Origin of the sequence: Salinivirga sp., assembly GCF_035268865.1 — a bacterium.
Taxonomy (GTDB): Bacteria; Bacteroidota; Bacteroidia; order Bacteroidales; family Salinivirgaceae; genus Salinivirga.
On record NZ_DATFKB010000134.1, the window covers coordinates 1 to 23,524 of the forward strand.

At 38.3% G+C, this 23,524-nt stretch carries 19 protein-coding genes; 10 read left to right on the forward strand and 9 right to left on the reverse strand.

All coding sequences use genetic code 11. The annotated features are described in order from the left end of the window. The 6 genes from VJ937_RS08110 to VJ937_RS08135 form a co-directional block, all read left to right on the forward strand. Window positions 1-235 (forward strand): PspA/IM30 family protein (locus tag VJ937_RS08110; protein WP_324066395.1); only part of this gene is annotated, 235 nt, incomplete at its 5' end. Window positions 236-288: 53 nt separating this feature from the next. Beyond that, window positions 289-828: a DUF4178 domain-containing protein gene (locus tag VJ937_RS08115; RefSeq protein WP_324066396.1), complete on the forward strand. Its 540-nt coding sequence runs from the start codon at window positions 289-291 to the stop codon at window positions 826-828. 37 nt (window positions 829-865) lie between these two features. Beyond that, complete coding sequence (locus tag VJ937_RS08120; RefSeq protein WP_324066397.1) at window positions 866-1,606, forward strand: hypothetical protein; 741 nt, start codon at window positions 866-868, stop codon at window positions 1,604-1,606. Window positions 1,607-1,649: 43 nt separating this feature from the next. Beyond that, a complete protein-coding gene (locus tag VJ937_RS08125) occupies window positions 1,650-2,528 on the forward strand; it encodes a DUF350 domain-containing protein (protein ID WP_324066398.1) in 879 nt (292 codons plus the stop codon). A gap of 156 nt (window positions 2,529-2,684) precedes the next feature. After that, complete coding sequence (locus VJ937_RS08130; protein WP_324066399.1) at window positions 2,685-4,226, forward strand: polyamine aminopropyltransferase; 1,542 nt, start codon at window positions 2,685-2,687, stop codon at window positions 4,224-4,226. An 11-nt stretch (window positions 4,227-4,237) separates the two neighbouring features. Beyond that, on the forward strand, window positions 4,238-4,810 hold the full coding sequence (locus VJ937_RS08135) for a rhomboid family intramembrane serine protease (RefSeq protein WP_324066400.1): 573 nt from the start codon (window positions 4,238-4,240) through the stop codon (window positions 4,808-4,810). Between the two features lie 65 nt (window positions 4,811-4,875). On the opposite strand, the gene VJ937_RS08140 is transcribed toward VJ937_RS08135, so the two are convergent. Next, the gene (locus VJ937_RS08140) at window positions 4,876-5,970 is read right to left on the reverse strand and encodes an adenylate/guanylate cyclase domain-containing protein (protein WP_324066401.1); all 1,095 of its coding nucleotides are present in this window, start codon (window positions 5,968-5,970) and stop codon (window positions 4,876-4,878) included. Window positions 5,971-6,499: 529 nt separating this feature from the next. Here VJ937_RS08140 and VJ937_RS08145 point away from each other — a divergent pair. Then, window positions 6,500-8,566 (forward strand): tetratricopeptide repeat-containing sensor histidine kinase, encoded by a 2,067-nt coding sequence (locus tag VJ937_RS08145; RefSeq protein WP_324066402.1) that lies wholly within the window; start codon window positions 6,500-6,502, stop codon window positions 8,564-8,566. 68 nt (window positions 8,567-8,634) lie between these two features. On the opposite strand, the gene rocD is transcribed toward VJ937_RS08145, so the two are convergent. From rocD to VJ937_RS08185, 8 genes are all read right to left on the reverse strand, one after another. Continuing rightward, on the reverse strand, window positions 8,635-9,846 hold the full coding sequence (rocD, locus tag VJ937_RS08150) for an ornithine--oxo-acid transaminase (RefSeq protein WP_324066429.1): 1,212 nt from the start codon (window positions 9,844-9,846) through the stop codon (window positions 8,635-8,637). Between the two features lie 100 nt (window positions 9,847-9,946). Then, window positions 9,947-11,941: a BatA domain-containing protein gene (locus VJ937_RS08155; protein ID WP_324066403.1), complete on the reverse strand. Its 1,995-nt coding sequence runs from the start codon at window positions 11,939-11,941 to the stop codon at window positions 9,947-9,949. Window positions 11,942-12,031: 90 nt separating this feature from the next. Beyond that, window positions 12,032-13,507, reverse strand: a complete 1,476-nt coding sequence (cls, locus tag VJ937_RS08160) for a cardiolipin synthase (protein ID WP_324066404.1) — start codon at window positions 13,505-13,507, stop codon at window positions 12,032-12,034. Window positions 13,508-13,620: 113 nt separating this feature from the next. Further along, window positions 13,621-14,424, reverse strand: coding sequence for a 3'(2'),5'-bisphosphate nucleotidase CysQ (locus tag VJ937_RS08165; protein WP_324066405.1), 804 nt, complete (start codon window positions 14,422-14,424; stop codon window positions 13,621-13,623). 135 nt (window positions 14,425-14,559) lie between these two features. Next, window positions 14,560-15,306: a YdcF family protein gene (locus tag VJ937_RS08170; RefSeq protein WP_324066406.1), complete on the reverse strand. Its 747-nt coding sequence runs from the start codon at window positions 15,304-15,306 to the stop codon at window positions 14,560-14,562. A gap of 18 nt (window positions 15,307-15,324) precedes the next feature. After that, window positions 15,325-16,356: an endolytic transglycosylase MltG gene (mltG, locus tag VJ937_RS08175; RefSeq protein ID WP_324066407.1), complete on the reverse strand. Its 1,032-nt coding sequence runs from the start codon at window positions 16,354-16,356 to the stop codon at window positions 15,325-15,327. An 11-nt stretch (window positions 16,357-16,367) separates the two neighbouring features. Further along, on the reverse strand, window positions 16,368-17,162 hold the full coding sequence (locus VJ937_RS08180) for a sulfite exporter TauE/SafE family protein (RefSeq protein WP_324066408.1): 795 nt from the start codon (window positions 17,160-17,162) through the stop codon (window positions 16,368-16,370). A gap of 76 nt (window positions 17,163-17,238) precedes the next feature. Beyond that, window positions 17,239-18,702: an aminoacyl-histidine dipeptidase gene (locus VJ937_RS08185; protein WP_324066409.1), complete on the reverse strand. Its 1,464-nt coding sequence runs from the start codon at window positions 18,700-18,702 to the stop codon at window positions 17,239-17,241. A gap of 154 nt (window positions 18,703-18,856) precedes the next feature. On the opposite strand from VJ937_RS08185, the gene VJ937_RS08190 reads away from it, so the two are divergent. The 3 genes from VJ937_RS08190 (at window position 18,857) to VJ937_RS08200 (ending at window position 23,513) form a co-directional block, all read left to right on the forward strand. Continuing rightward, window positions 18,857-20,812: an amylo-alpha-1,6-glucosidase gene (locus VJ937_RS08190; protein ID WP_324066410.1), complete on the forward strand. Its 1,956-nt coding sequence runs from the start codon at window positions 18,857-18,859 to the stop codon at window positions 20,810-20,812. 30 nt (window positions 20,813-20,842) lie between these two features. Beyond that, window positions 20,843-22,138, forward strand: coding sequence for a glycosyltransferase family 4 protein (locus VJ937_RS08195; RefSeq protein ID WP_324066411.1), 1,296 nt, complete (start codon window positions 20,843-20,845; stop codon window positions 22,136-22,138). An 85-nt stretch (window positions 22,139-22,223) separates the two neighbouring features. Further along, window positions 22,224-23,513 carry a glycoside hydrolase family 57 protein gene (locus VJ937_RS08200; RefSeq protein ID WP_324066412.1) on the forward strand — a complete coding sequence of 430 codons (1,290 nt, stop codon included), beginning with the start codon at window positions 22,224-22,226 and terminating at the stop codon, window positions 23,511-23,513. Window positions 23,514-23,524 lie beyond the last annotated feature (11 nt).

Consider the following 23,524-nt stretch of genomic DNA (forward strand, 5'->3'; position numbering starts at 1 on the left):
AGCCACTTCGAAAATTAATAAATCAATGTCGAATATCGACAGTAGCAGTACAGTGGCAAGGCTGGAACGAATGAAGGATAAAGTCGATCAGCAAGAGGCTATGGCTGAAGCTTATGGCGAAATTGCCAATGAAAGCAAATCAGTTGATGATGAAATTGATGATGTGCTTAAAGATGAACCGAAAAGCAAAGCATCTGATGCGCTTGCAGATTTGAAAGCAAAATTGAATAAATAATTTGTCTATGGTGCATCTCAGGGTGCACCATATTTCTATAATATCGACATATAATGGGTCTTTTCGATCGTTTTAAGAAAAATAAAAAAGAATATGATGTAACCGACATGCAGGTTACCGACCTCGATAGGGGATTTGTATTTGAATATGACCTCAAAACCTGGGAAGTGCAGGAGGTTTATAAATATGATTGGGGAGACCATTTCTTTTCATACGAATACAAAATATCATCAGGTTCCGAAACACATTTTTTAAGTGTGGAAGATGATGATGAACTTTTTGTGGTGCTCAGTCAGAAATCCAATATAAGAAAGATAGGTGAAGATTTACCAGAGCTATTGGCTGATGAAAAACCACCAAAAAAAATAGAGTTTGATGATAAAACCTTTTTCCTTGAAGAGGAATCACCGGGATATTTTTGTAATTTGACCAAATCAAAAGATACCTGGGTAGAATTAATCTCGTGGACCTATTTAAACGAAAATGAGGACGAAGTTATAGACCTTGAACAGTGGGGCGAACGAGAATTTGAAGCCTCAGTGGGCAAAATCATCAAACCATTTGAGATATCGAATATTTTGCCCGCAGAATAATAACTAAATTACAATGTAAAATATAAAAGCATAGTTTATGAAGATTTTAAAGTATATATTTTTTACAGGCATGATTTTTCTGCTTGCCGGGTGTATAAGTCCGACCAGGTACCAAAAATCACCTGTCGATAAGCTGGTTAAACAGCTGAGCAATGAGCAGGATTTTTCTATCATCTTGTATGATATGAATTATGATGAACGCTCGAATGACTACAAGCATCAGTACCAGGTGCTTATTCCCAAAAAAGATACCGTGCTGGCTGAAATTACACCCTGGTATACCGTAAGCGACGTGTTTTTTCAAAAACACGTAGACAACATGGGCATGGAAATCACCGCTAAAGTCGATGGTAAGCTCACTAAAAAAGCGGCACCCCCCGGGTACAATCACTACGTAGGAAACCAACGTTACGGCCAGTGGACTAATCGCAATGGGAATTCCTTCTGGGAGTTTTACGGGAGGTATGCTTTTATGAGCTCCATGTTTCACATGATGTCGAATCCCGTGCAGCGCTCTTACTATAACAATTATAGGAGCAATTACTATGGGTCGAGAAGTTATTATGGCCCCACAAGAAACGGCCGAAATTATTACGGTACACAGAGCCGGTATAACCAAAACCGCCAGTCTACTGCCTGGAACCGGAAAGGTAACACATTCAAATCCAAGGTGCGCAGTCGTGTAAAGCAAAGTGCTATAAAGTCGCGCAGAACACGCAGCAGTTCCCGATACAGTTCCTCCAGTTACCGGTCACGAGGCGGAGGCTTTGGAAAATAGTGTGAATCGCTTTTAAAGGCATTAATATTTAAAAAGATTAGCCATGGAAGAATTATTGCAAAACGAATATATCATTTATCTGATTAATACAGTTGCATACCTTTTAAATGCATTTGTGTTGTTTTTAATTGGTAAAGTGAGCTATCAGCTTTTTCACCCCAAAATTAATGTGAAAAATGAATTGGTAGAAAAAGATAACCTGGCATTTGCCATTGCACATGCCGGATATTTTACCGGTATTTTACTTGCCGTTGGTAGTGCCATTATCGGGCCTTCGCACGGCCTGTGGCAAGATCTGTTCGATATATCCACTTACGGTTTAATGGCCATTGTGCTATTGAACTTCAGTACTATTATTACAGATAAAATTCTGTTAAGGCATTTTAGTGTGCGTAAAGAGATTGTCGACGACAGAAATGCAGGTACAGGCGTTGTAGAAGCAGCCAATGCCATTGCAAGTGGTCTGGTTTTAATGGGCGCTGTTACCGGAGAAAACCATACCGGCATGTCGGGCTATGTAACTGCCTTAATATTTTGGGCTATAGGTCAGGCGGCAGTTATTTTCATTGCCTGGGTTTATAACCTTATTACAAGTTACAGCATCCACAAAGAAATAGAAAAAGACAATGTTGCTGTAGGTGTAGGTTTTGCAGGAGCAATTATAGCAATAGCCAACCTCGTACGTTATGCGTTGGCTGGCGATTTTGAAAGTTGGTCGGTAACCTTTTCAGATGTTGGGTTCGAAATTGTGCTGGGTTTGATATTATTGCCAGTGGTCCGTTTCCTGACAGACAAAATTTTACTCCCGGGGCAAAAACTTACCGATGAGCTGGTGAATCAGGAAAAAGCCAACATAGGAGCAGGCCTGATAGAAGCCTTTGCCTATATTGGTGGTTCAGTTTTAATAACCTGGTGTTTATAAAAAACAAAGCTTTAATACAGCCATACCATACCTTGCTAAAATAGTTTGGTATGGCTGTATTGTGAGGCTTATTGACATAAATTCAAATAAAAACAGTATGTTGAGAGGAAGCAAATCGTTGTCCGCTCAACAATGAAAAATCTAAAATAATCTTTTATGCCTTTCCGTTCACGGATTCTAAAAATGGCCATCTTTGCTACCGGACTATCGGGCATAGTGGCCGAATATATCCTTTCAACCCTGGCAACCTATTTTCTTGGCGATTCTGTAATGCAATGGACACTCATTGTAAGTATCATGATGTTCTCAATGGGGCTTGGCAGCCGCATCAGTAAGTATTTTCAGGGGAATTTATTGCAAATTTTCATTTTTATTGAGTTTGCACTCTCTCTTGTAGTGGCCTATTCATCGATTATTGCCTATACTGCCGCAGCATTTACAATTTACACGGGTGCCATAATTTATACGCTCAGTATTCTAATTGGTCTTATGATTGGTATGGAAATTCCACTTGTAATCAGGCTCAACAATTCATTTGAAATTCTGAGGGTCAATATTTCATCTGTAATGGAGCAGGATTATTACGGCAGCCTGGCCGGGGGATTATTTTTTGCTTTTATTGGCTTGCCCTACCTTGGGATTACATTTACGCCTTTTGTACTTGGAATGATCAATTTTGTGGTGGCACTTTCACTCTTTTTCATTCTAAGGCCCAAAATCAAAAAGCATATTCGTATTTCCGTGCAACTGGCTTCTATAGTGGTTGGAGCAACTATTATTCTGGGCTTTTTTGTTGCCGAGCCCATTATCCTTTTTGGTGAGCAGAAAAAATATAAAGACAAGGTTATTTTTGAGGAGCAGAGTCGTTATCAAAAAATTGTAATGACCCAGTGGAAGGACAATTATTGGCTTTTTATCAATGGAAATCAGCAATTAAGTACGCTTGATGAAGCCATGTATCATGAGCCTATGGTGCATCCCGTAATGAAAACGGTACAGTATCCGCAGCAAGTACTCATTTTAGGTGGAGGCGACGGATGCGCTGCCCGGGAAGTACTTAAATATAAAGTTACCGAACAAATCACCCTGGTCGATCTTGATCCGGTGATGACGGAGTTGGGCAAGAACCATCCGGTAATGGTTGAAATGAATGAAAATGCTTTGAATAATGCTAGGGTGAGTATAGTCAATAAAGATGCTTATAAATTTTTAAGTGAAACCAACCGCTTTTATGATGTAATTATTATTGACCTGCCCGATCCGAAAACAATTGAGCTGGGAAGAATGTATTCTAAAGAGTTTTATCGGCTGTGCTACAAGCACCTGCGGCCCGGCGGCGCGATGGTAACACAGGCAGGTAGTCCATATTTTGCTACGAGGGCGTTCCGCTGTATTGATAAAACCGTAGCAGCAGCAGGATTTGAGACAGTTCAGTTACACAACCAAATTCTTACGCTTGGCGAATGGGGCTGGATAATGGGTGTTAAAGAGGGCACTAATGAACGTGTAAAAGCACATTTGCATAAACTTCAATTTGATGATATTGAAACACATTGGATCAATAATGAAGCCATGAAGCTGATCACATCCTTTGGGAAAGATTATTATGGTCAGGAAGTAGGAAAAGTTGAAGTCAACAAAATTCATAATCCGGTATTGTATAAATATTACCTTAATGGTAATTGGGATCTTTATTAATTAATTTGGTTATGAAAAAACAAGCACTACTAAAAGCACTGAAGATCAGCCTGATTCTGTTGGGTGTAATTTGGGTGGTGTACATCGCCGATTTGCTGGTCCCCTACGATTTTAATCACTCCGGTATTGTACCTCGCTCGGTGAACGGATTGAAAGGTATATTTCTGAGTCCGTTTATTCATGCAAATTTGATACACATCCTTAGTAATACACTGCCACTGCTTGTCCTCACATTCTTATTGTTTGCCTTTTATCCCAAACAGGCATGGTTTGTGATCTTGCTTTCAATTGTGCTGGGCGGAATTGCTGTTTGGCTAGTAGCGCGGCCTGCAGCACACGTCGGTGCCAGTGGTTTAATTTATGCATTGGCGGCATTTCTTGTAACAGCAGGTTTTTTAGCACGTTCCTTCACATCATTGATTGTCTCTGTGTTGGTTGTAGCGCTTTATGGAGGTTTGGTTTGGGGGGTATTCCCTTCCCGTCCATGGATTTCGTGGGAAGGACATTTGTTTGGTGCTGCAGCAGGCGTTTTACTTGCCTTTTTACTTAAGAAAAATATTCAAAAGCAGGGTCAGGCAAAATAACACAAAGCACAAACCCCGATTTCAAATTGTCGCAGGTTAAATTTAAATTCAAATATTTTTTAACGCTATTTCTTTCGCTGACTGACTTTCACCGTATAAATATCTACCCCGCGTCGTTTTCCTTTGAGTTTGATGTTATCGAGTTTTCTGAAATTGAAAATCTTGTTCTCCGGCAACATGTTGTATAGTTCACCTGATATCAACAGTGTGGCACGGTAGTCATTACAAACAGACTCAATTCGTGCTGCTGTATTGATGGTATCGCCATTATAGGAGATGTCGCGCCGAATTTGGCCAACCTGTAATACCATTACCTTGCCTGCATGCATTCCGGCTTTAAATTCGGGTACGAATCCGTATCTCCGGTTGTAATAACGGCTTCGCCTCTGCACCAGGCGGTTAAAGGCTACAAAGGCTTTCAGACAATTTAGGCGTGTAGTACCGTCTTTTATACTCCATGAAATAATTGCCCCATCGCCGAGATACTGGTAAATTTCGCCCCGGTAATTGTCAACCACGGCCATATCGTTAAACACATCCTGTACCAGGTGACTGAATTTTTTATGTCCAAGTTTTTCGGCAATGGTGGTTGATTTTTTCATATCTACAAACATGAAAATTCTCTCCTGCTCAACAGGCCTGTTAAGTAACCCAAAGACCCAGTTGCGTATATTTCTGCGACCAACGCGTCTGATCATTTCGTGAAAAAGGGTAATTAAAAAACCGGATACATAAAAATATACCAGGAACCGCACGAAATGTATGTTCATGTCGGGTATTTGGTTTAAAATTTCTGTGTAATTGGTTTCAGTAAATGTAGTCAGGGGTAAACGCGCTGCTATGAGTATTAAAATAAATGCCGAGGCCAGATAAAGAATGGACTTGAAAAAAGTAATAAGTCGCCTCGGGAAAAATCGTCTGAACCGGTAGGGGAACAGGCCATCGATGATGGAAAAGAGCACTGCGATGAAAATACTCAACACAGTCATTACCAGATATGTATTGTCAACTTCTAAAAAATTAAGGTAAACCTTAAATATTTGGTTTTCGCCCGTAAGAAAAGCATAGAAAAGGAAGCTCGCAAACCAAAAGAAAAAATGAAAAAAAATATTTCTTAAAATCCGGTTAAAACGTATGACGATTTTCTCTTTTGAAAACATAGGTTGCATTTACAATTCAAAGCAAAGATAAACATTTGCCGGAGAGGTGAGGTCTTTTTATAAAACACAGACTCATCATTATTGCAAGGCACCGCTGGCCAGGGAAAACACATCCTTAACAATATGCTGATGTTGCAATGGTAAATGATTTAAGCCACATTGTTGCTCTGATAGTGTAATTAATGATTTAAAAGAAAAAATACAATTGCAACTTGTTACTAATTGGTGTTTTCGTTAATTGTTTTATTTTTATAAGATAAACCAATTAAATGAATCGAACATGATTTTTTTTAATCAAAACACACACGATTATGATTAAAATAAATTCATGTGAGTTCCTGAATATGAAGTCCGCTAAATGGCAGATAGTTTCTTCATTTTCAGAAAACCAAAAATTATAAACAGATGAAACAAACATGATTAAAATAATTATTAAACACACACGCAGGAATGATTATTTTACATCATGCGGTTCCATCCCGATTGGTGTCGGGACAGGTAATGACCTTTGAAAATTAAAAATAAACATATGAAAACTATTCTCCAAATAGTTCTTCTCTTTCTATTCTCCTTTCATTTTTGCAGCCTTTATGGACAAAATCGAAAAGCAGATTCGCTTGCTTTGCTGCTCTCTCAACACCAAAAAACAGATACCATCAGGGTTAAATTGTTGAATAATCTTGGTTATAGTTTATATTTAACAAATACAGATACTGTTAAAGTCCTGGCCGAGGAGGCATTATCGTTGTCGGAGCATCTTGATTATGATAAGGGTAAAGCCAGAAGCTTACGCTTGATGGGCTTGCATTACGATATGAAAGCAAATTATCCACTGGCCCTGGATTTTTATCAAAGGTCGCTTACCATAAGTGAAAAAATAGATGATAAAAAAGGTATTTCAGATTGCTTAAATAGCATAGGTGTTATTTACAGTGATCAGGAAAACTACAAGCAAGCTGAAGAATATTATGTAAAGTCACTTGAAATATTTCAGGAACTTGATGATAAACGGGGCGAATCCTTCACTTTAAATAACCTGGGAGTAATTTATTATGAGCAAAAGAACCTGGAAAAAGCATTGGAATATTTCAAAAAATCTTTAGTAATTGATAAAGAATTAGGCATAAAAGGTGGTGTTGGAATAGGACTAAATAATATTGGTGAGGTATATAGAGACACAGGCGAGTACGATTCAGCCTTAACTTATTTAAATAATGCGCTTGAACTAACAATTGAAATTAAGGATATTTACGGGCAAAGTTATTTATATAAAGATTTAGCATCAGTTTATTATCTCCAGAAAAACTATAAGCAGGCACTTGAATATGCAGAGCTGAGTCTTGAATATGCACTTTACAATGATTATTTCGATATTCAAAAAGATGTATACCTGCAATTATCGAAAATACATGCTGCTCTTAATAATTATAAAAAAGCCTATAATAATCATGTGGTACATAAAAGGTTAAATGATAGTATTTATAATGAAAAAAATCTTGAAAAAACAATTGGTCTAGAGTATCATTACAAATATGAAAAAGAAAGAGAAGAGGCCAGATTATTGCAGGAGGAAGAGTTGAAGCGACAGAAATTAATAAGAAACTCCCTTATTGTCGGTATTATCCTTTTACTTATTTTTATTATTATAATTGTTCGGGGTTGGGTTCAAAAGTCAAGAATCAATAAGTTGCTTTCTCAAAAAACGGAGAATATTCAGAATAAAAGTTTACAGTTGCAAGAGCAAAATGAAGAAATTCAGCAATTGTATGAGGAGTTAAGTGCTGCCAACGAGGTTTTATTTACCCAAAAAGAAGAATTGGAAAAGCATAGAAATAATTTAGAAAGTCTTGTGAAAGAGCGTACAATGGAGTTGGAAAGGGCAAAAGACAAGGCTGAAGAATCAGATCGATTAAAGTCTGCATTTTTAGCAAATATGTCCCATGAAATTCGCACGCCACTTAATGCCATAATTGGCTTTTCTGACTTGCTTGCAGATCCGGATATTGATCAGCAAACCAAGAATGAATTACATTCTAACATGAACCATAGCAACGAAACCTTGCTAAAGCTTATCGATGATATTTTTGATATTGCAAAAATTGAATCCGGGCAACTGTCAATTAAAAAAGAGCATGTTGCTGTAAGTGATTTGCTTGGGAAATTAATACCTGTTTATGAGGACAAGAAAGAAAAAATGGGTAAGTCAGATATTTCAATCACTATTTGCCAATCAAACAATGACCTTGTGTTATATACAGATCCATTTAGATTGCAGCAAATATTTATAAACCTCATTGACAACGCATTAAAGTTTACGGAGTCGGGTTTTGTGGAAGTTTCCTGTGATAAGGATAAATTTGACGGGCGCAAGGTTGTATTTTTTGTTAAGGATTCTGGTATTGGTATGAATCAAAAACAAATAGACTACATTTTTGATCGCTTTATAAAACTCGAAGAGAATACTACAAAAATATATCGTGGAGCTGGACTGGGTTTGGCTATCAGCAAAAACATTGTTGAGTTGCTGGGTGGAGAATTATGGGTTGAAAGTGAAATAGGCAAGGGAAGTACTTTTTATTTTTCGATACCTGTATAGTAAAACAGGGCTAAAAAAAAACAGCCTCAAAACGAGGCTGCTTTTCTGGATATTATAAAAAATCAGGTTTATTCGAATTCTTTGAATGCCGCTTTTATATTGTCCATTGCATCGCGAAGCTGTTCTTCATTGATTACCAATGGAGGAGCAAAGCGAATAATATTACCGTGGGTTGGTTTAGCCAGTACACCATGCTCTTTCATGGCTACACAAACATCCCATGCGGTTTTACCATTTTTGTTATTAATGATTACTGCATTAAGCAATCCCTTACCACGTACTTTGGCAATCATATCTGATTGGATGCTTTCAAACTCTTCACGGAAAATTTTTCCGAGGCGTTCAGCGTTTTCTTCCAGTTTTTCTTCCTTAACCACCTCAAGTGCGGTCATTGCAACACGGGCACCTACAGGGTTTCCACCAAAGGTAGAACCGTGCTCGCCGGGCTTAATTACAAGCATGATGTCGTCGTCAGCTAAAACAGCTGATACAGGGTATACACCACCAGAGATTGCTTTACCAAGAATCAATACATCGGGGCGTACATTTTCATGATCGCAAGCCAGCATTTTTCCTGTACGTGCAATACCGGTTTGTACTTCATCAGCCATAAAAAGCACATTGTTTGCTTTACAAAGATCATATGCTTTTTTCAGGAATCCATCCTCTGGTACGTTTACACCTGCTTCACCCTGAATGGGTTCAACTAAGAAACCTGCCACATTCGGATCTTCCAGTTCTTTTGCCAGAGTTTCGGTATCGTTATACGGGATGGTTACGAATCCGGGTGTATAAGGTCCAAATCCATTACGGGCATCCGGATCGGTCGACATGGAAATAATAGATATAGTTCTTCCGTGGAAATTGTCGGCGCAAACAATTATTTTGGCCTCATTCTCTGGAATACCTTTTTTCTCGTATGCCCATTTACGGCATAGTTTAAGCGCTGTTTCGTCAGCTTCAGCGCCAGTATTCATCGGTAATACTTTTTCGTAACCGAAATACTTTGTAACAAACTCTTCAAACTCACCCAATACGTTATTATAAAAGGCTCTTGATGTAAGTGTAAGCTTTTCAGCCTGTTCTTTGAGCGTATTTATAATTTTTGGGTGGCAATGTCCCTGGTTTACAGCAGAATATGATGACAGAAAGTCATAATATTTTTTACCATCGGTGTCCCATACATGAACACCTTCACCTTTTTCAAGTACTACGGGAAGTGGGTGGTAATTATGTGCACCATATTTGCTTTCCCGGTCCATGTAGTCCTGAGCCGTCATTTTTGCCATTTTTATAACAATTTAGGATATTATAACTAGTAATTGAAGGGCAAAAATAGGAATGTTTTGCCTTAAAGCAAGTAAGTTTGAATAATTTCGATTATGTTTTATAACTTTTTTCTTTAAAGTAAATTAGGGCAATTTCTGAGATGATCATAATCAGTGCGATAATAATAAAATACCGCCATAATTTTTGTACAGGGTTTAGTATTTCTTCTGCAGCAGCATCTATATCAAAATTATTGGCCAATCCATAATTGAAAACCTGGTTCAGCAGGGTTTCTGAACCATAAAAATCCATTTTTGATTCATCTTTCTGATGGTTAACAGCCAGAAGGTTAACTATAGAATCCTCTAATACAATGTCATAAAACCCCGGCCTGGTTATTTGGTTTTCGCGCACGGCCAGGATGGTGGCGTTTGGGTTTTTGTACATGTAAGGTATGAATTCTCCTTTTTTATGTCTTATTTTTATTGGGCTGTCGCCTCTTTTATTAATTCCAGTCAGTTTAATTGTACCTGGTTCATTGCTTGTTATTGAGGGAATTGTATTTTTATTTCGTATTGACGCAGCATTGTAAAACAGTGGAACAAATAGTGCATGCGTGGCAAATTGCCTTTTGAGTGCGTCAAAAGTAAACATATACACATTGCCGTTACCTCTTTTCATGTGAAAAAGTACAGCCTGATTCAAATCATTGTATATAACCGGCGTGTAGGAGCTTTCAGAGGCTAATTGATAATAATTTTCTATTGCAGGCAAATTCATCTGTTCATCGAAGGCTTCAATGGCATTGTTAAATAGGGGATGCCCAACATTTATCTCTTTTATTGTGGTCGAGTCTTCTATCGTTTTGTCTATCTGCGGTAATCTTAAAGTTTCTAAAAGTTGGTTGATTTCAGCTGGTGTTTCTTTTACCTGCGGTATAATCAGGATGTTTTTACCCGCTGGAATGGCTTGTGCAATGGCGTTACCCAGACCCGGACTTATTTCTACTGGTTGATGTACAATTATTGTTTGTGCCTGGTTTATTTCCGACAGTGGGATATTATCAGCAGGTAGAAATTCATGTTCAAAGAATCCGGGTTCGTCATACAGGGCTTTTAAATATGGTGATGGTTTTGCTCCTGTTTCAATAATTTTAACTTTTGATGAAATATTAACTCCTGAATAGTAATTATTATCAAAAGAGAGTGGATTATCATCAACAAGTGCGGTTATTTTTAATTGTCCCAAATCTTCGATTTCTACAGTTGTTTTATAAACCTTTTGAGCCATAGGGTCAATGCTCACTGTTCCTGCAGAGAGTAGCTCGCCATTTATTTCAACTTTAACCGGTAGTTCGTTTATTTCATCATTTGCATGGTTTTTTATAAGTATGTTGAGCATCGCGTTTTGACCGGGTATTTGGAGCGGAGATTCAAACCACATGGTGTCAATGCTTATATTATGACTTTCGTTACTATATTTTACAATATTTATTGAAAGCGTGCTGTCCCGGAAAATTGTATCAGGTTGTAAAATGTTTTTCTGAAAATCTGATAATATTACAAGGTTTGGTGCAATATTGCTTTTTTTATAAATGTTTTTAACTATAGAGTTGATTTTTCTCGCACCATGGCTTGGCTCTGCTGCACTTAAAACTTCTTTTGCCTGTTGAGGTGAAAGCTCCCATTGTGAATTTGCAGCTGCTGTGAAATGAATATTTACGCGTTGATTTGTTTCCAGTGCATCACAAACCTCATAGGCTTTGGTTTTTGCCTGATCGAATAAATTTCCTTTTTGGTTGCTTCCCTGCATGCTTAGGGTGTTGTCTACTATCAGGTGAAGTGCCTGTGATTTTTTGTTTGTATTTGTCGTAATAATTGGTCCGGCAAATGCCATAACCAGGCTGGCTATAAGCAGTGTTCTTAGGAGTAAAATTATCCATTCATGAATTTTTCTGGATCTGCGCGTTTGGTATTGTATATTTTTAAGAAACCACAGCGAGCTGAAATACATTTTGCGGTATTTACGCAGATTAATCAGGTGTATAATGAGTGGCAATGCTGCCAAAGCAAGGCCATAAAGTATTGCTGGATTTTGAAACGTCATGGTTTACGTGTTTTTCACAAATGTAATGGTTTTTGTTTTTTCAAAACATCATAATGCAATATTCCCACAAAATAAGGTAATGCCAGGCAATTACATTAACGGACTAAACACTCTGGCAATGCTGCTCTTAAGCAGTGTGATTTTACTGCGTTGTTTCCAGTTTTCTTTCGTTATGAGTGTACTTTTTGCAAGGTCGCTCATGAAAATATCTCTGAGTCGTTGCGAAGTTGTTTCATCATAAATGAGGGCATTAACTTCGAAGTTTACAGAGAGACTTCTGTAATCGAGGTTAGCCGTACCCACAGATGACATTATGCTGTCTACAACCATGGTTTTGCTGTGAATGAATCCTTCCTGGAAAAAATAGACTTTAATTCCGGCATTGAGTAATTCCGATATAAAAGAGAGACTTGCATAGGTAACAATTCTTGAATCACTTTTGCGTGGAATAATAAGCCGCACATCAACACCTGATAACGATGCTGTTTTGAGGGCAGTTAGCAGGGCGGGATTGGGCAGGAGGTAGGGGGTTGCTATGTAAATGTATTCTCTTGCCGTGGCAATAGCTGAAAAATACGTTTGCATAATTCCGGCCCAGCTGCTATCAGGACCACTGGCTGCAATTTGTACAATGCTTTCGTGTTTTTCATTTATCTCAGGAAAGTAAATTTCAGCTGTAGGTAGTTCTTTGGTAAGGAAATACCAGTCGGTTAAAAAAACTGTTTGTAATGAGTGCACAGCATTGCCCTGTATTTTTAAGTGCATATCGTGCCAGGCTCCAAGTTGTTTTGTGCCGTGTATGTATTTTTCTGCTACGTTTATTCCGCCCACAAAGCCTGTATTTCCGTCAATTACAACTATTTTTCTGTGGTTGCGGTAGTTAATTTTACTGGTAAAATACGGGAATGTAACCGGCATAAACTTCTGTAATTTTATGCCGGAAGCTTTAAGTGCATTTATTTTTTTGTTCGGGAAATGCCAGCTTCCTACATGGTCAATAATCATGCGTACTTCTACACCTTTGCTTGCTTTTTCTATTAGTATATCGCAAATCTCTTTTCCGATACTATCGTATTCAAATATGTAGTACTCGATGTGAATGTGGTGTTTAGCTTTTTTTAGGGCACTAATTAGTTCCGGAAATTTTTCTTTACCATCGTTTAATACTTTTATCTTGTTGTTTTGCGATATAATTGATTTGCTGTTGTTTAGGAGCAACTTCATAATGTGCATTTTTTTATAAGCCGGTCTGTAATGTGTAATTTCCGGCCGGTCTAAATATTGAAGCTGCTCAAAGCGAAGTTTTTCTATTTGCCTGAAATCCTCAAGGCCCTTGCGCGAGAAGATTTTTTGTTTGCGAAAGTTTTGTCCGAAAAATATGTAAAGCACCAACCCGGCTATGGGTAGGAAAATGAGTACCATTACCCATGCAAGTGTTTTTACCGGGCTTTTATCATCTGTGATAACAAAAATGATAACCAGTGCAATGATGGCAATATAGATCCAATACACAATTAAATAAATATGCGGCCAGATATCACGTATATATTCCCAAAACCCCAGCATGGTTGTTTTTTTATAAAATTAAATAAAAAACCGGATCTTTAAAAATCCGGTTATGCTTACTTTATAATTTACATCTAACTCACGTTAATTATATAAATTCTGCAAATGTTCTATTAAAGAAACTTTTTATCTCTTAGGGCAATAAAGCCATTTACGTGCAAATCTTTTTTGTTAAAATTGAGTTTCTTTTGGTTTTCGGTGCTGATAAATTGAAAATCGAGTTGGTTTACAATACCAAAACCTGCTGCAATGTCCCACTCCATGCAAGGTGAGAATCTTGGGTAAATGTGTGCTTTCCCTTCTGCTAAAAGCCCAATTTTTATTGCACTTCCGGCCGATGTGGTATCTACATCATGGTCTTTTTTTAGTTTTTCAATATATTTCACAGTTGTGTCATCAAGGTGTGAGCGCGAAACAGCAACTTTCAGTGTATCGCCGTTTTTAAAGTCTTCTGGTTGCAGGGGTGTTACATTCTTAAAAATATCATTCAGGTTTTCGGTTTCTGGCGACAACTCGCTTTTAAATGAGCCGTAACCGCTTTCCCCAAAATATACAATATTGGATGCCGGAGCCGCTATAACTCCTCCTACCGGAACATTATTTTCCAGCAATGCAATGTTGATTGTAAACTCACCATTCTTTTTTATAAATTCCTTTGTACCATCCAGGGGGTCGACCATCCAAAATTGCTCCCATTGCAGGCGCTCATCATGTGGAGGAATAGGATGTTCTTCGCTTAAAATCGGAATTCCGGTATCTTCCAGTACTTTTCGTATCAATTCGTCCGCCTCTTTATCGGCAATGGTTACGGGGCTTTGGTCTGCTTTGGTCTCCACTTCAATCTCTCCCTCATAGTACTTCATGATTAAGTGTGATGCCTTTAGTGCCGCGTCCAGTGCATGTCTTATTCTTTCCATAATTTATCTGATTACGTTGGTTATATGATTTTTCTCACAGCGAGCGCAAGTTATAATTTATTCAAATTATGCTATTCGTTTTTTTATAAAATATTTATTGGTTAATATTTTACAGTGTGTTTAATTTGTTGATTTTCATATCCATCCTTGTAAAAAATAATAGGTGATAGCTGCGTATTCCCGAAGCAGCACAATTTCATATTTCAAATGATTCCAGAATTGATAACGCAACTGTTGATTAGCGCCAATATCCGGCAAATATGCTTTCCCTTCAATATCTTCTGAGTCGAATTGTAATGATACATTTATATTGCGTTCAAAACAGGCAAAACTTCCAATGTTTTCAAAACCTAATGAACTAAAAACCTTAAATGCCCTGTAAATGTGGGCTGGAGATGATACAATAACCATATTGTCACTGGGATTAGTGATAATATTTTCTTTGATCTCCATTGCTTGCCAGCGTGTATTCGTGCCCTGAGGCTCAAAGATTAAACGAGTTGAGTCAATACCTCTTATCTTAAATTCTTTGCTAATTTTGCTTAGCATTCCATCACTCTTTTTAGGGTCACCCGGAAAAGCTGCAACTATTTTGGCTTTGGGATATTCATGTGCCAGTTTACTGGTGTAATAAACACGCATTAAACTCGATTTCCCTGGAAATCCTGATCCACCCATAAATATTATATATTCAGGCTCAAAACTGTAGGCTGAACCCGGTTTTGAAAGTTGGTACATACCCCAAAAAGGTAAGCTGGTAAAGCTTAAGGCCAGCATAAGTATGGTTAAACCAAACCACGATATAACACAAATAAACAGCACTTTTTTTAATGCTTTTAAAAAAGTGCGTAAAGCTGATTTTTTGGGTTTTCTGAATTTCAAATTTTTAGTAGACTGGTGTTAATTGTATATTTTTCTTTTGTTTAATGCTTTTCGATACATTCTGGCGTTTTGGTTGTGCTGCCTAAGTGTTTTGGCAAATACATGCCTGCCCGAAAAATCGTCTTTGGCGCAAAAATAAAGATAATTATGCGACTTATTGTTTAATACACTGTTAATGGCTTGTATTGAAGGTATACAAATTGGACCGGGTGGTAGGCCACGGTATTTGTAGGTATTGTAAGGCGAGTCAATTTCTAAATGCTTATGGAGTACGCGCTTAATGGAAAAATCTTTATGTGCGAATATAATTGTTGGGTCTGCCTGTAATGGCATTCGCTTGTTTAGCCTGTTCAAATAAACACCTGCTATGGTTGAATACTCTTCCATAACTGAAGTCTCTTTTTCTACAATAGACGCCAGTATGGAAATCTCTATTGGAGAAAGTTCCAGAGATTTAGCTTTTTGTTTTTTCTGTTCAGTCCAAAAGCGGTTATATTCTGAATAAAAACGGTTAAATATTTTCTCTGTATCAATATCCCAATACACTTCATATGTGTTAGGTAAAAACATACAGCCAAAGTTATCAATATTAAAACCGAATTTTTGTGCATATTCTGCATTTAGCATTTTTTCAGCTATGGGCGTGCTGTCGGGCTCCACCTGGTTGGCAAGCACTCCGGCTAGCTGTGGTCGCGTTCTAATGTTGTTGAATGTAATCTTTACTGGTGTTTGTTTGCCGGAACGCAATAGTTTGATTAGTGTCCTGTTGTTAAGTCCGTTCCGAATGATATACCGACCCGGATAAATATGACTGGGAAAGTTCATTTTTTTTGCTACCCAATCGAATGTGTTACGATTGTCAATAATTTCCAAACTGTCAAGGTTGTCAAGCACATCTTCATAATTGTTGCCAGTTTGTATATAAAAAGAGATCTGATCTTCTGTCAGATCTACATTGCTTTTATAGACATATTTCCAGGCAAGGTATCCGGCAATGCTCAATCCGATAAGAAGAGCTGTAACCAGAAAAATTGTAATTTTTTTCAGCATATACTACAACATTAAGAAACTTCAAATATATTCAATAATTTCATTGCGAAGAGAACGATAATCACAATTAGAAACCATCTGATAAATCCAGCACCTTTTTTTATAGCTAATTTTGATGCTGTTATTCCACCAATTAAATTTCCAATGGCAGCAATTAATCCTAAATGGTAATTTACCTCTCCGTTAATTATGAAAACAGCAAGTGCAAAAGGGGCATAAAGAAAAACAGCCATTATTTTTATTGCATTAGCCCTTACCAGATCATAGCCGGCTGCAAGTACCAATGCGGTTAATAAAAATATACCTACTCCGATATGGATAAATCCGCCATAGACTCCGGTTAAGAAAAATAGCAAGTATTGCCACCATCCAAGTCTTTTGTTGTTGAGTATTTGTTGGCCGTGAATCCATTTTGAAGGATCGAAAAATATAAATACAACCATGAAAATAAGTACTACAGCAAGTACTTTTTCAAATATATCATGCGGTATTGACACCGCAATTTGTGCTCCTACAACAGATCCAACTACAATGGGCAGGCTTATGAAGAAGCCTTTGCGTAGTTCGAGTATTTTGGCTTTTTTGAAAGTTAGGGTAGCGGCGAGCGTTTGCATAATAACGCCAATGCGCACAGTACCATTGGCCATGTTGGCCGGGAGGCCCATGAGCATGAAAAGGCTGTAGGTTATTACAGTTCCACTTCCGGCAATGGTATTAATAACTCCCACCAAAAATCCGGCACCTATTAGCATGCTTATAGCTTGCCATGACCATGGATCGAGTGAAGTGAAATATTCTGCAATCATGTGGGCTTTAGTATATAAAAAAAGCGGTATTGTATTGTAAACCGATACAATATAACCCGCTTTTTAAGGTTGCATTTTATTTTTTCTCAGGGATTTTTTTCAGTATATCAAGTAGTAAATCCCAGAATTTTTGTGTGGTTTCAATATCAATTTTTTCGTCTGGAGAGTGCGCATCGCGAATCGTGGGACCAAAAGAAATCATATCCAAATATGGATATTTTTCTAAAAACAGGCCACACTCCAGCCCTGCATGAATAGCACGAACAATAGGTTCGTTTTTAAACAGTTTTTCATACGAGGTTTTGGTCACATTCAGAATGGCTGAATCTGTATTGGGCTCCCATCCCGGATAACCGTCGCTGTGCTTTATTTCTGCTCCTGCCAGACGGAAAACTGAAGCTACAGTCTCTTTGACATCGTGTTTTGCAGAATCTACTGAACTACGCTGTGAAGTTACAATATCGATTTTGTTTTTATTGTTCATTTTTACACTGGCCAGGTTGGTAGATGTTTCTACCAATCCTTCTATATCACGACTCATCTCAAATACTCCGTGTCTTACACCATGTAGTGCGTTGAGTAAATTCTGTTGAGTTTCTTTGTCAATGAGTGATTCCGGATTGCCTTCCTGATCAAGCGTAAGCTTTAAGTTAGGTTCGGTTGTTTTTAATTCATTTTTAATATCGGCCTCAAATTTTGAAAAGAAAGCCTGAAGATCTTTAGCATATTTTTTATCAACTGTGAAAACAGCCATTGCTTCGCGTGGAATAGCGTTACGCACTTTTCCGCCATCAATTTCTGCAAGTCTTATTTTAAATTTTACCTGTGCATTCTGTAGAAATCGCACAAGTATTTTGATGCTGTTTCCAAGGCCTTTGTGAATTTCATCTCCGCTGTGACCACCTTTAAGGCCCGTAATATTTATTGTAAAAGGTTGGTGATCAGCTTTCAAATCTTTTTCCTTGTAGGTAAAAGTGGCCAGGGTATCGATTCCACCTGCACAACCTATAAATAGTTCACCTTCATCTTCAGAGTCAAGGTTTACGAGGTATTTACCTTTGAAAAAATCGGGTTCAAGAGCAAAAGCGCCTGTAAGGCCGGTTTCTTCATCTACTGTAAAGAGGCACTCTACTGGCCCGTGTTCAATGGAATCATCAGCTAAAATGGCAAGTTCTGCTGCCATTCCTATGCCGTCATCTGCGCCTAGCGTAGTACCATTGGCTTTTACCCAGTTACCATCGATCACAGGTTCAATAGGATCTTTGTCAAAATCGTGTTTTTTATCTTTATTGGCTTCGCAAACCATATCCATATGGCTCTGCAGTACCACGGTTTCCAGTTTTTCATAACCTTTTGTGGCTTCTTTGGTTATTAGCACATTACCTGCTTTATCAATGCGATGTTCGAGGTTGTGCTTTTTCGCAAAATTCACAAGATATTCGATTATCTTTTCTTCTTTCTTTGAGGGACGGGGTACCTGACAAATTTCTTCAAAATAGGACCAAACTAGTTTCGGTGATAGGTTTTTCAATTCGTTCATATTTTTTTAACGCAAATTTAATGAAAGTTAATGATATAAATTTTTGTGAGTTCAAAAAATTGTCGGAAATTTAGACAAGATAAAAAACCTGTTTGACAGGATTTTATCAAATAGTGTGTGAATTTTATTTTGTTAAATATCCAATTTTAGAGATATGAGTTATTTGAAATTCGACAAATCCCAGCTAATAAATCTGGAATACGCGTTAAACAGGGAGTTGTTGCGAACTAATCGCAAAGGATCCTATGCCTGCTCAAGTATAATTGATTGCAATACGCGAAAATATCATGGCCTTTTGGTTACCGAGGTACCTGAGGTCGACGATGGCAAGCATGTATTAATTAATAACCTGGATGCCACAATAGTACATAAGGATATGGAGTTTAATCTTGGCATCCATAAGTATGCTGGTGGAGTGTATCAACCTAAAGGACACAAATATATACAGGATTTTGATGCAGAAGATATTCCTGTGGTTACATACAATATTGGTGATGTGGTGATAACCAAAGAAAAAATTCTTGACAATGAACATGACCGCATTCTGATTCGCTATGAAGTAGTTGAAACATCTGCTCCCATAAAACTGCGTTTACGACCCTTTTTAACTTTTAGAAATGTGCATAGCCTGGCGAAAGCCAATATGTATGCGAATACAAAAGCTGAAATGGTTAGAAATGGCATTCGCATTAAATTATATGAAGGTTATCCGTTTTTATACCTGCAGATTAATAGCGAACCGGAATATATTCATGTACCTGATTGGTATTACAACGTAGAATATGCTGAGGAGCAAAAGCGCGGCTATGAGTATAAGGAAGATCTGTTTACACCAGGTTTTTTTGAGGTCAGGCTTCGCAAAAACGAAAGTATTGTGTTTGCTGCCGGTGTAGATGAAATGAAACCAACAGGTATAAAACACAGGTTTACCAGTTTGCGCAAAACAAGAACTCCAAGGGTAAGTTTCGAGAATTGCCTTATTAATAGCGCTCAGCAGTTTATTGAGCGACATCATAAAACAACCAGCCTGGTAGCAGGCTTTCCTTGGTACGGAAGTAATGCCCGCCAAACCATGATTGCTTTGCCCGGCGTTACATTATCAATTGGTGATGTGGATAGCTGTAAAAAAATTCTGAATACATTTATCAGACGAATGAATGGTCCGCTATTCCCAACATCATTAGCCTATAACTCCGAGCGTTATGATCAGATGGATACGCCACTCTGGTTCTTTAATGTGCTGCAGGAACTGGAAAAAGCTGATCCCCGGATTGATATTTATGAGAAATACGGTGCTGTAATGAAAAAAATCTTAAATGGTTACAGAGACGGCACTATGCATAATATAAAAATGAACGATTATGCCCTGGTTTACGGCGGCGATGACGACATTCCGCTTACCTGGATGGATGCAAAAGTAAAAGAGAAACCCGTAACACCAAGGAAAGGTATGCCCGTCGAAGTGCAGGCGCTTTGGTTCAATGCATTGCAGTATACCTACAATAAGGCTAAAGAGAAGAAAGACACAAGATTTACTGAAGATTGGTTTTATTACCTGGATGTGGTAAAAAGTTCATTCTTATCGCGTTTCTGGGATGATGAAAAAGGCTATTTAGCTGACTATGCTTCAACAAAGGAAGTTTACTGGAATGTTACACCGAATCAGATTATAGCTGCAGCATTGCCTTTTAGTATGCTTTCCGACGAACAAAGTGAGCAAGTAATTAAAACGGTAAAACAGCAATTGCTTACATCAAAGGGGTTGCGTACTTTATCCCCTGCAAATCCCGAATATCAGCCACAGTATGAAGGTAATCAATATGAGCGTGACCGTGCTTTTCATAAAGGCACAGCATGGCCCTGGTTACTCGAGTATTATGTTAAAGCCAACTATAAAATTTATGGAGTAAAAGCGCTTGATGAAATAATGGAAATTTACCATGCCTTTGAAGAGGATATGAATGACTACGGGATAGGAACGATTGCAGAAATTTACGATGGCGACCCGCCCCATTATCCAAGAGGAGCAATCTCCCAGGCCACCAGTATCGCTGCACTTTTGCAAATTCGAATGATGATTCAGGAATTACTCGTGTTGAAACAAAACTAAACCAAAATAACGCTAAAACTACGGTTGTCGATGAGAGTATTAATGTTCGGTTGGGAGTTTCCTCCACATATCAGTGGTGGACTCGGAACAGCATGCTATGGCCTTACAAAGGGCCTTGCAAGTCATGGTGTAGAAATTGATTTTGTTGTGCCAAAAGCTTATGGCGACGAAGATCAGAGCATAGGTAGGTTTCATTCTGCCGGGGATGTGGAGTTCGATATTCGCGAAAAAAGCATGAAAGAGTTTTGGGATAAAGTCAAATACCTTGAAATTGGCTCCAATTTAATTCCCTATGTTTCACCAGAAGAATTTGAACGGATCGTATCTACCGATATTCTCTCGAACCAGGAAATTGAAGAAAGGGTGTTTTCTACACGCTTTAAATTTTCAGGGAAATATGGCAACGACCTCATGCAGGAAGTTAGTCGTTATGCCCTTATTGGCGCCGTGTTGGCCAAAAATCTCGATTTTGATGTTATTCACGCACATGATTGGCTGACCTACGCAGCCGGCATTGCAGCTAAGCAAGTAAGTGGAAAACCGCTAATCGTGCACATGCATGCCACCGAATTTGACCGCAGCGGGCAGCATGTAAATCAACAGGTATTTGATATTGAACGGAAAGGTATGCTTGCTGCCGATCGGGTGATCACAGTAAGCAACCTGACTCGCTCTATTGTGAACGAGAGATATTACATACCATTGGATAAGATTACTACCGTATATAATGCGGTTGAGCCCCCGAAAGTAAGCCCCGGTGATGGCGACAGGAGTGTAAGAGAAAAAGTAGTTACCTTTTTGGGCCGAATTACATTCCAAAAAGGTCCTGACTATTTTATAGAAGCCGCTAAAAAAGTGCTGGATCATGACCGGAATATCAGATTTGTTATGGCTGGTAGTGGCGATATGCTAAACCGTATGGTGCGGAGGGCAGCTGAGCTTGGAATTTCTGACCGGTTTCATTTTACAGGTTTCCTCTCAAGCGAGTTTGTACATAAAATGTTTTCGATTAGTGATGTTTATGTAATGCCTTCTGTTTCAGAGCCATTTGGTATTTCTCCCCTCGAAGCAATGAGGTCAAATGTGCCTGTTATTATATCCAAGCAATCAGGCGTTTCTGAAGTACTTGAACACGCCATTAAAGTTGACTTTTGGGATATTGACGGAATGGCCGATTCAATTTATGGCTTACTTAATTACAAAGGCGTTGCTGAATTATTCAAACGCTTTGGTAAAACTGAAGTAAATAATTTAAAGTGGGATAAGGCTGCAGCTGAGGTTGTTCAGGTTTATCAAGATGTAATTCAAACAACCACCTTAGGTTGAAAGCTTTTACATTAAATTAAATACTTGTTGATCTGGTATTATGATGTGACAGACTAAAGCACAAATTTGGAAAAAATTAACAGATATGAAGAAAATATGTTTCTACTTTCAGGTACATCAACCCTTTAGGTTAAGAACCTACCGTTTTTTTGATATTGGGCGAAACCACGATTATTACGATGGTTTTGCCAATCAAAGTATAATGAGGAAGGTAGCTGAAAAGTGCTACCTGCCTATGAATCAGCTTTTACTTGATCTTATACAAAAGTATGAAGGTAGATTCAAGGTGGCATTTTCAATAAGTGGGGTGGCTATTGACCAAATGGAAATGTATGCCCCCGATGTACTGGAGAGCTTTAAAAAACTTGCCAAAACAGGCCATGTAGAGTTTTTAGCCGAAACCTATGCCCACTCGCTTGCTTCCCTCACCGACAGAGATGAATTTAATATTCAGGTGCAAAATCAGGTTAAAAAAGTTGAGGAGCATTTTAATCAAACGCCAACAGTATTTCGAAATACGGAGCTTATCTATTCCGATCATATCGGGGAAATTGTCGCTGATATGGGTTATAAAGGAATGCTAACAGAGGGAGCCAAACACATTATGGCCTGGAAAAGCCCAAATTATGTGTATACCAATACAATGAATCCCAGGCTTAAGTTATTACTCAAGAATTTTCAAATGAGTGATGATATTGCTTTCCGTTTCTCGAATCGTGACTGGGAACAATGGCCATTAACCACAGAAAAATATGTCGAATGGCTGCGCACTATGGATGGTAAGGAAGAGATTGTCAATCTTTTTATGGATTATGAGACTTTTGGCGAACATCAATGGGCTGAGACAGGTATTTTTAACTTTATGCGTGCCTTGCCTGAGGCTGTTTTCAGACAAACCGATATGGAATTTGTTACACCTTCGGAAGCTATTGATCAACTGCAACCGGTAGGTCCGTTACACATACCCGAACCCATTTCCTGGGCCGATGAAGAGCGCGATCTCACTGCATGGCTCGGGAATGAACTACAAGACGATGCATTTGAGCAATTATATGCATTGTGGAAAATTGTAAGAGCAACTGACGAGGACGACATCATTCGCGATTGGCGATACCTGCAAACAAGCGACCATTTTTACTACATGTGCACCAAGTGGTTCTCTGATGGAGATGTACATAAGTATTTCAATCCATACAGCTCTCCATATGAAGCCTATATTAATTTTATGAACATATTGAGTGACTTTAAAATACGCCTTGGCGATGGGACAGAAGAAAAGTCGGAAGTAGAGCGTTTACGCAAACTCACAGAGCAGCAGGATGCACAAATCAGGGAACTGAATAAAGAGATTGGTGAAATAAGGCGAAACAATTAACGCTTTACTGC

Excerpts from the sequence above, each read along its gene's own strand:
- VJ937_RS08115 (WP_324066396.1), top strand. The coding sequence starts at position 289 with ATGGGTCTTTTCGATCGTTTTAAGAAAAATAAAAAAGAATATGATGTA.
- VJ937_RS08120 (WP_324066397.1), top strand. The coding sequence starts at position 866 with ATGAAGATTTTAAAGTATATATTTTTTACAGGCATGATTTTTCTGCTT.
- VJ937_RS08125 (WP_324066398.1), top strand. The coding sequence starts at position 1,650 with ATGGAAGAATTATTGCAAAACGAATATATCATTTATCTGATTAATACA.
- VJ937_RS08130 (WP_324066399.1), top strand. The coding sequence starts at position 2,685 with ATGCCTTTCCGTTCACGGATTCTAAAAATGGCCATCTTTGCTACCGGA.
- VJ937_RS08135 (WP_324066400.1), top strand. The coding sequence starts at position 4,238 with ATGAAAAAACAAGCACTACTAAAAGCACTGAAGATCAGCCTGATTCTG.
- VJ937_RS08140 (WP_324066401.1), bottom strand. The coding sequence starts at position 5,970 with ATGTTTTCAAAAGAGAAAATCGTCATACGTTTTAACCGGATTTTAAGA.
- VJ937_RS08145 (WP_324066402.1), top strand. The coding sequence starts at position 6,500 with ATGAAAACTATTCTCCAAATAGTTCTTCTCTTTCTATTCTCCTTTCAT.
- rocD (WP_324066429.1), bottom strand. The coding sequence starts at position 9,846 with ATGACGGCTCAGGACTACATGGACCGGGAAAGCAAATATGGTGCACAT.
- VJ937_RS08155 (WP_324066403.1), bottom strand. The coding sequence starts at position 11,941 with ATGACGTTTCAAAATCCAGCAATACTTTATGGCCTTGCTTTGGCAGCA.
- cls (WP_324066404.1), bottom strand. The coding sequence starts at position 13,507 with ATGCTGGGGTTTTGGGAATATATACGTGATATCTGGCCGCATATTTAT.
- VJ937_RS08165 (WP_324066405.1), bottom strand. The coding sequence starts at position 14,424 with ATGGAAAGAATAAGACATGCACTGGACGCGGCACTAAAGGCATCACAC.
- mltG (WP_324066407.1), bottom strand. The coding sequence starts at position 16,356 with ATGCTGAAAAAAATTACAATTTTTCTGGTTACAGCTCTTCTTATCGGA.
- VJ937_RS08180 (WP_324066408.1), bottom strand. The coding sequence starts at position 17,162 with ATGATTGCAGAATATTTCACTTCACTCGATCCATGGTCATGGCAAGCT.
- VJ937_RS08185 (WP_324066409.1), bottom strand. The coding sequence starts at position 18,702 with ATGAACGAATTGAAAAACCTATCACCGAAACTAGTTTGGTCCTATTTT.
- VJ937_RS08190 (WP_324066410.1), top strand. The coding sequence starts at position 18,857 with ATGAGTTATTTGAAATTCGACAAATCCCAGCTAATAAATCTGGAATAC.
- VJ937_RS08195 (WP_324066411.1), top strand. The coding sequence starts at position 20,843 with ATGAGAGTATTAATGTTCGGTTGGGAGTTTCCTCCACATATCAGTGGT.
- VJ937_RS08200 (WP_324066412.1), top strand. The coding sequence starts at position 22,224 with ATGAAGAAAATATGTTTCTACTTTCAGGTACATCAACCCTTTAGGTTA.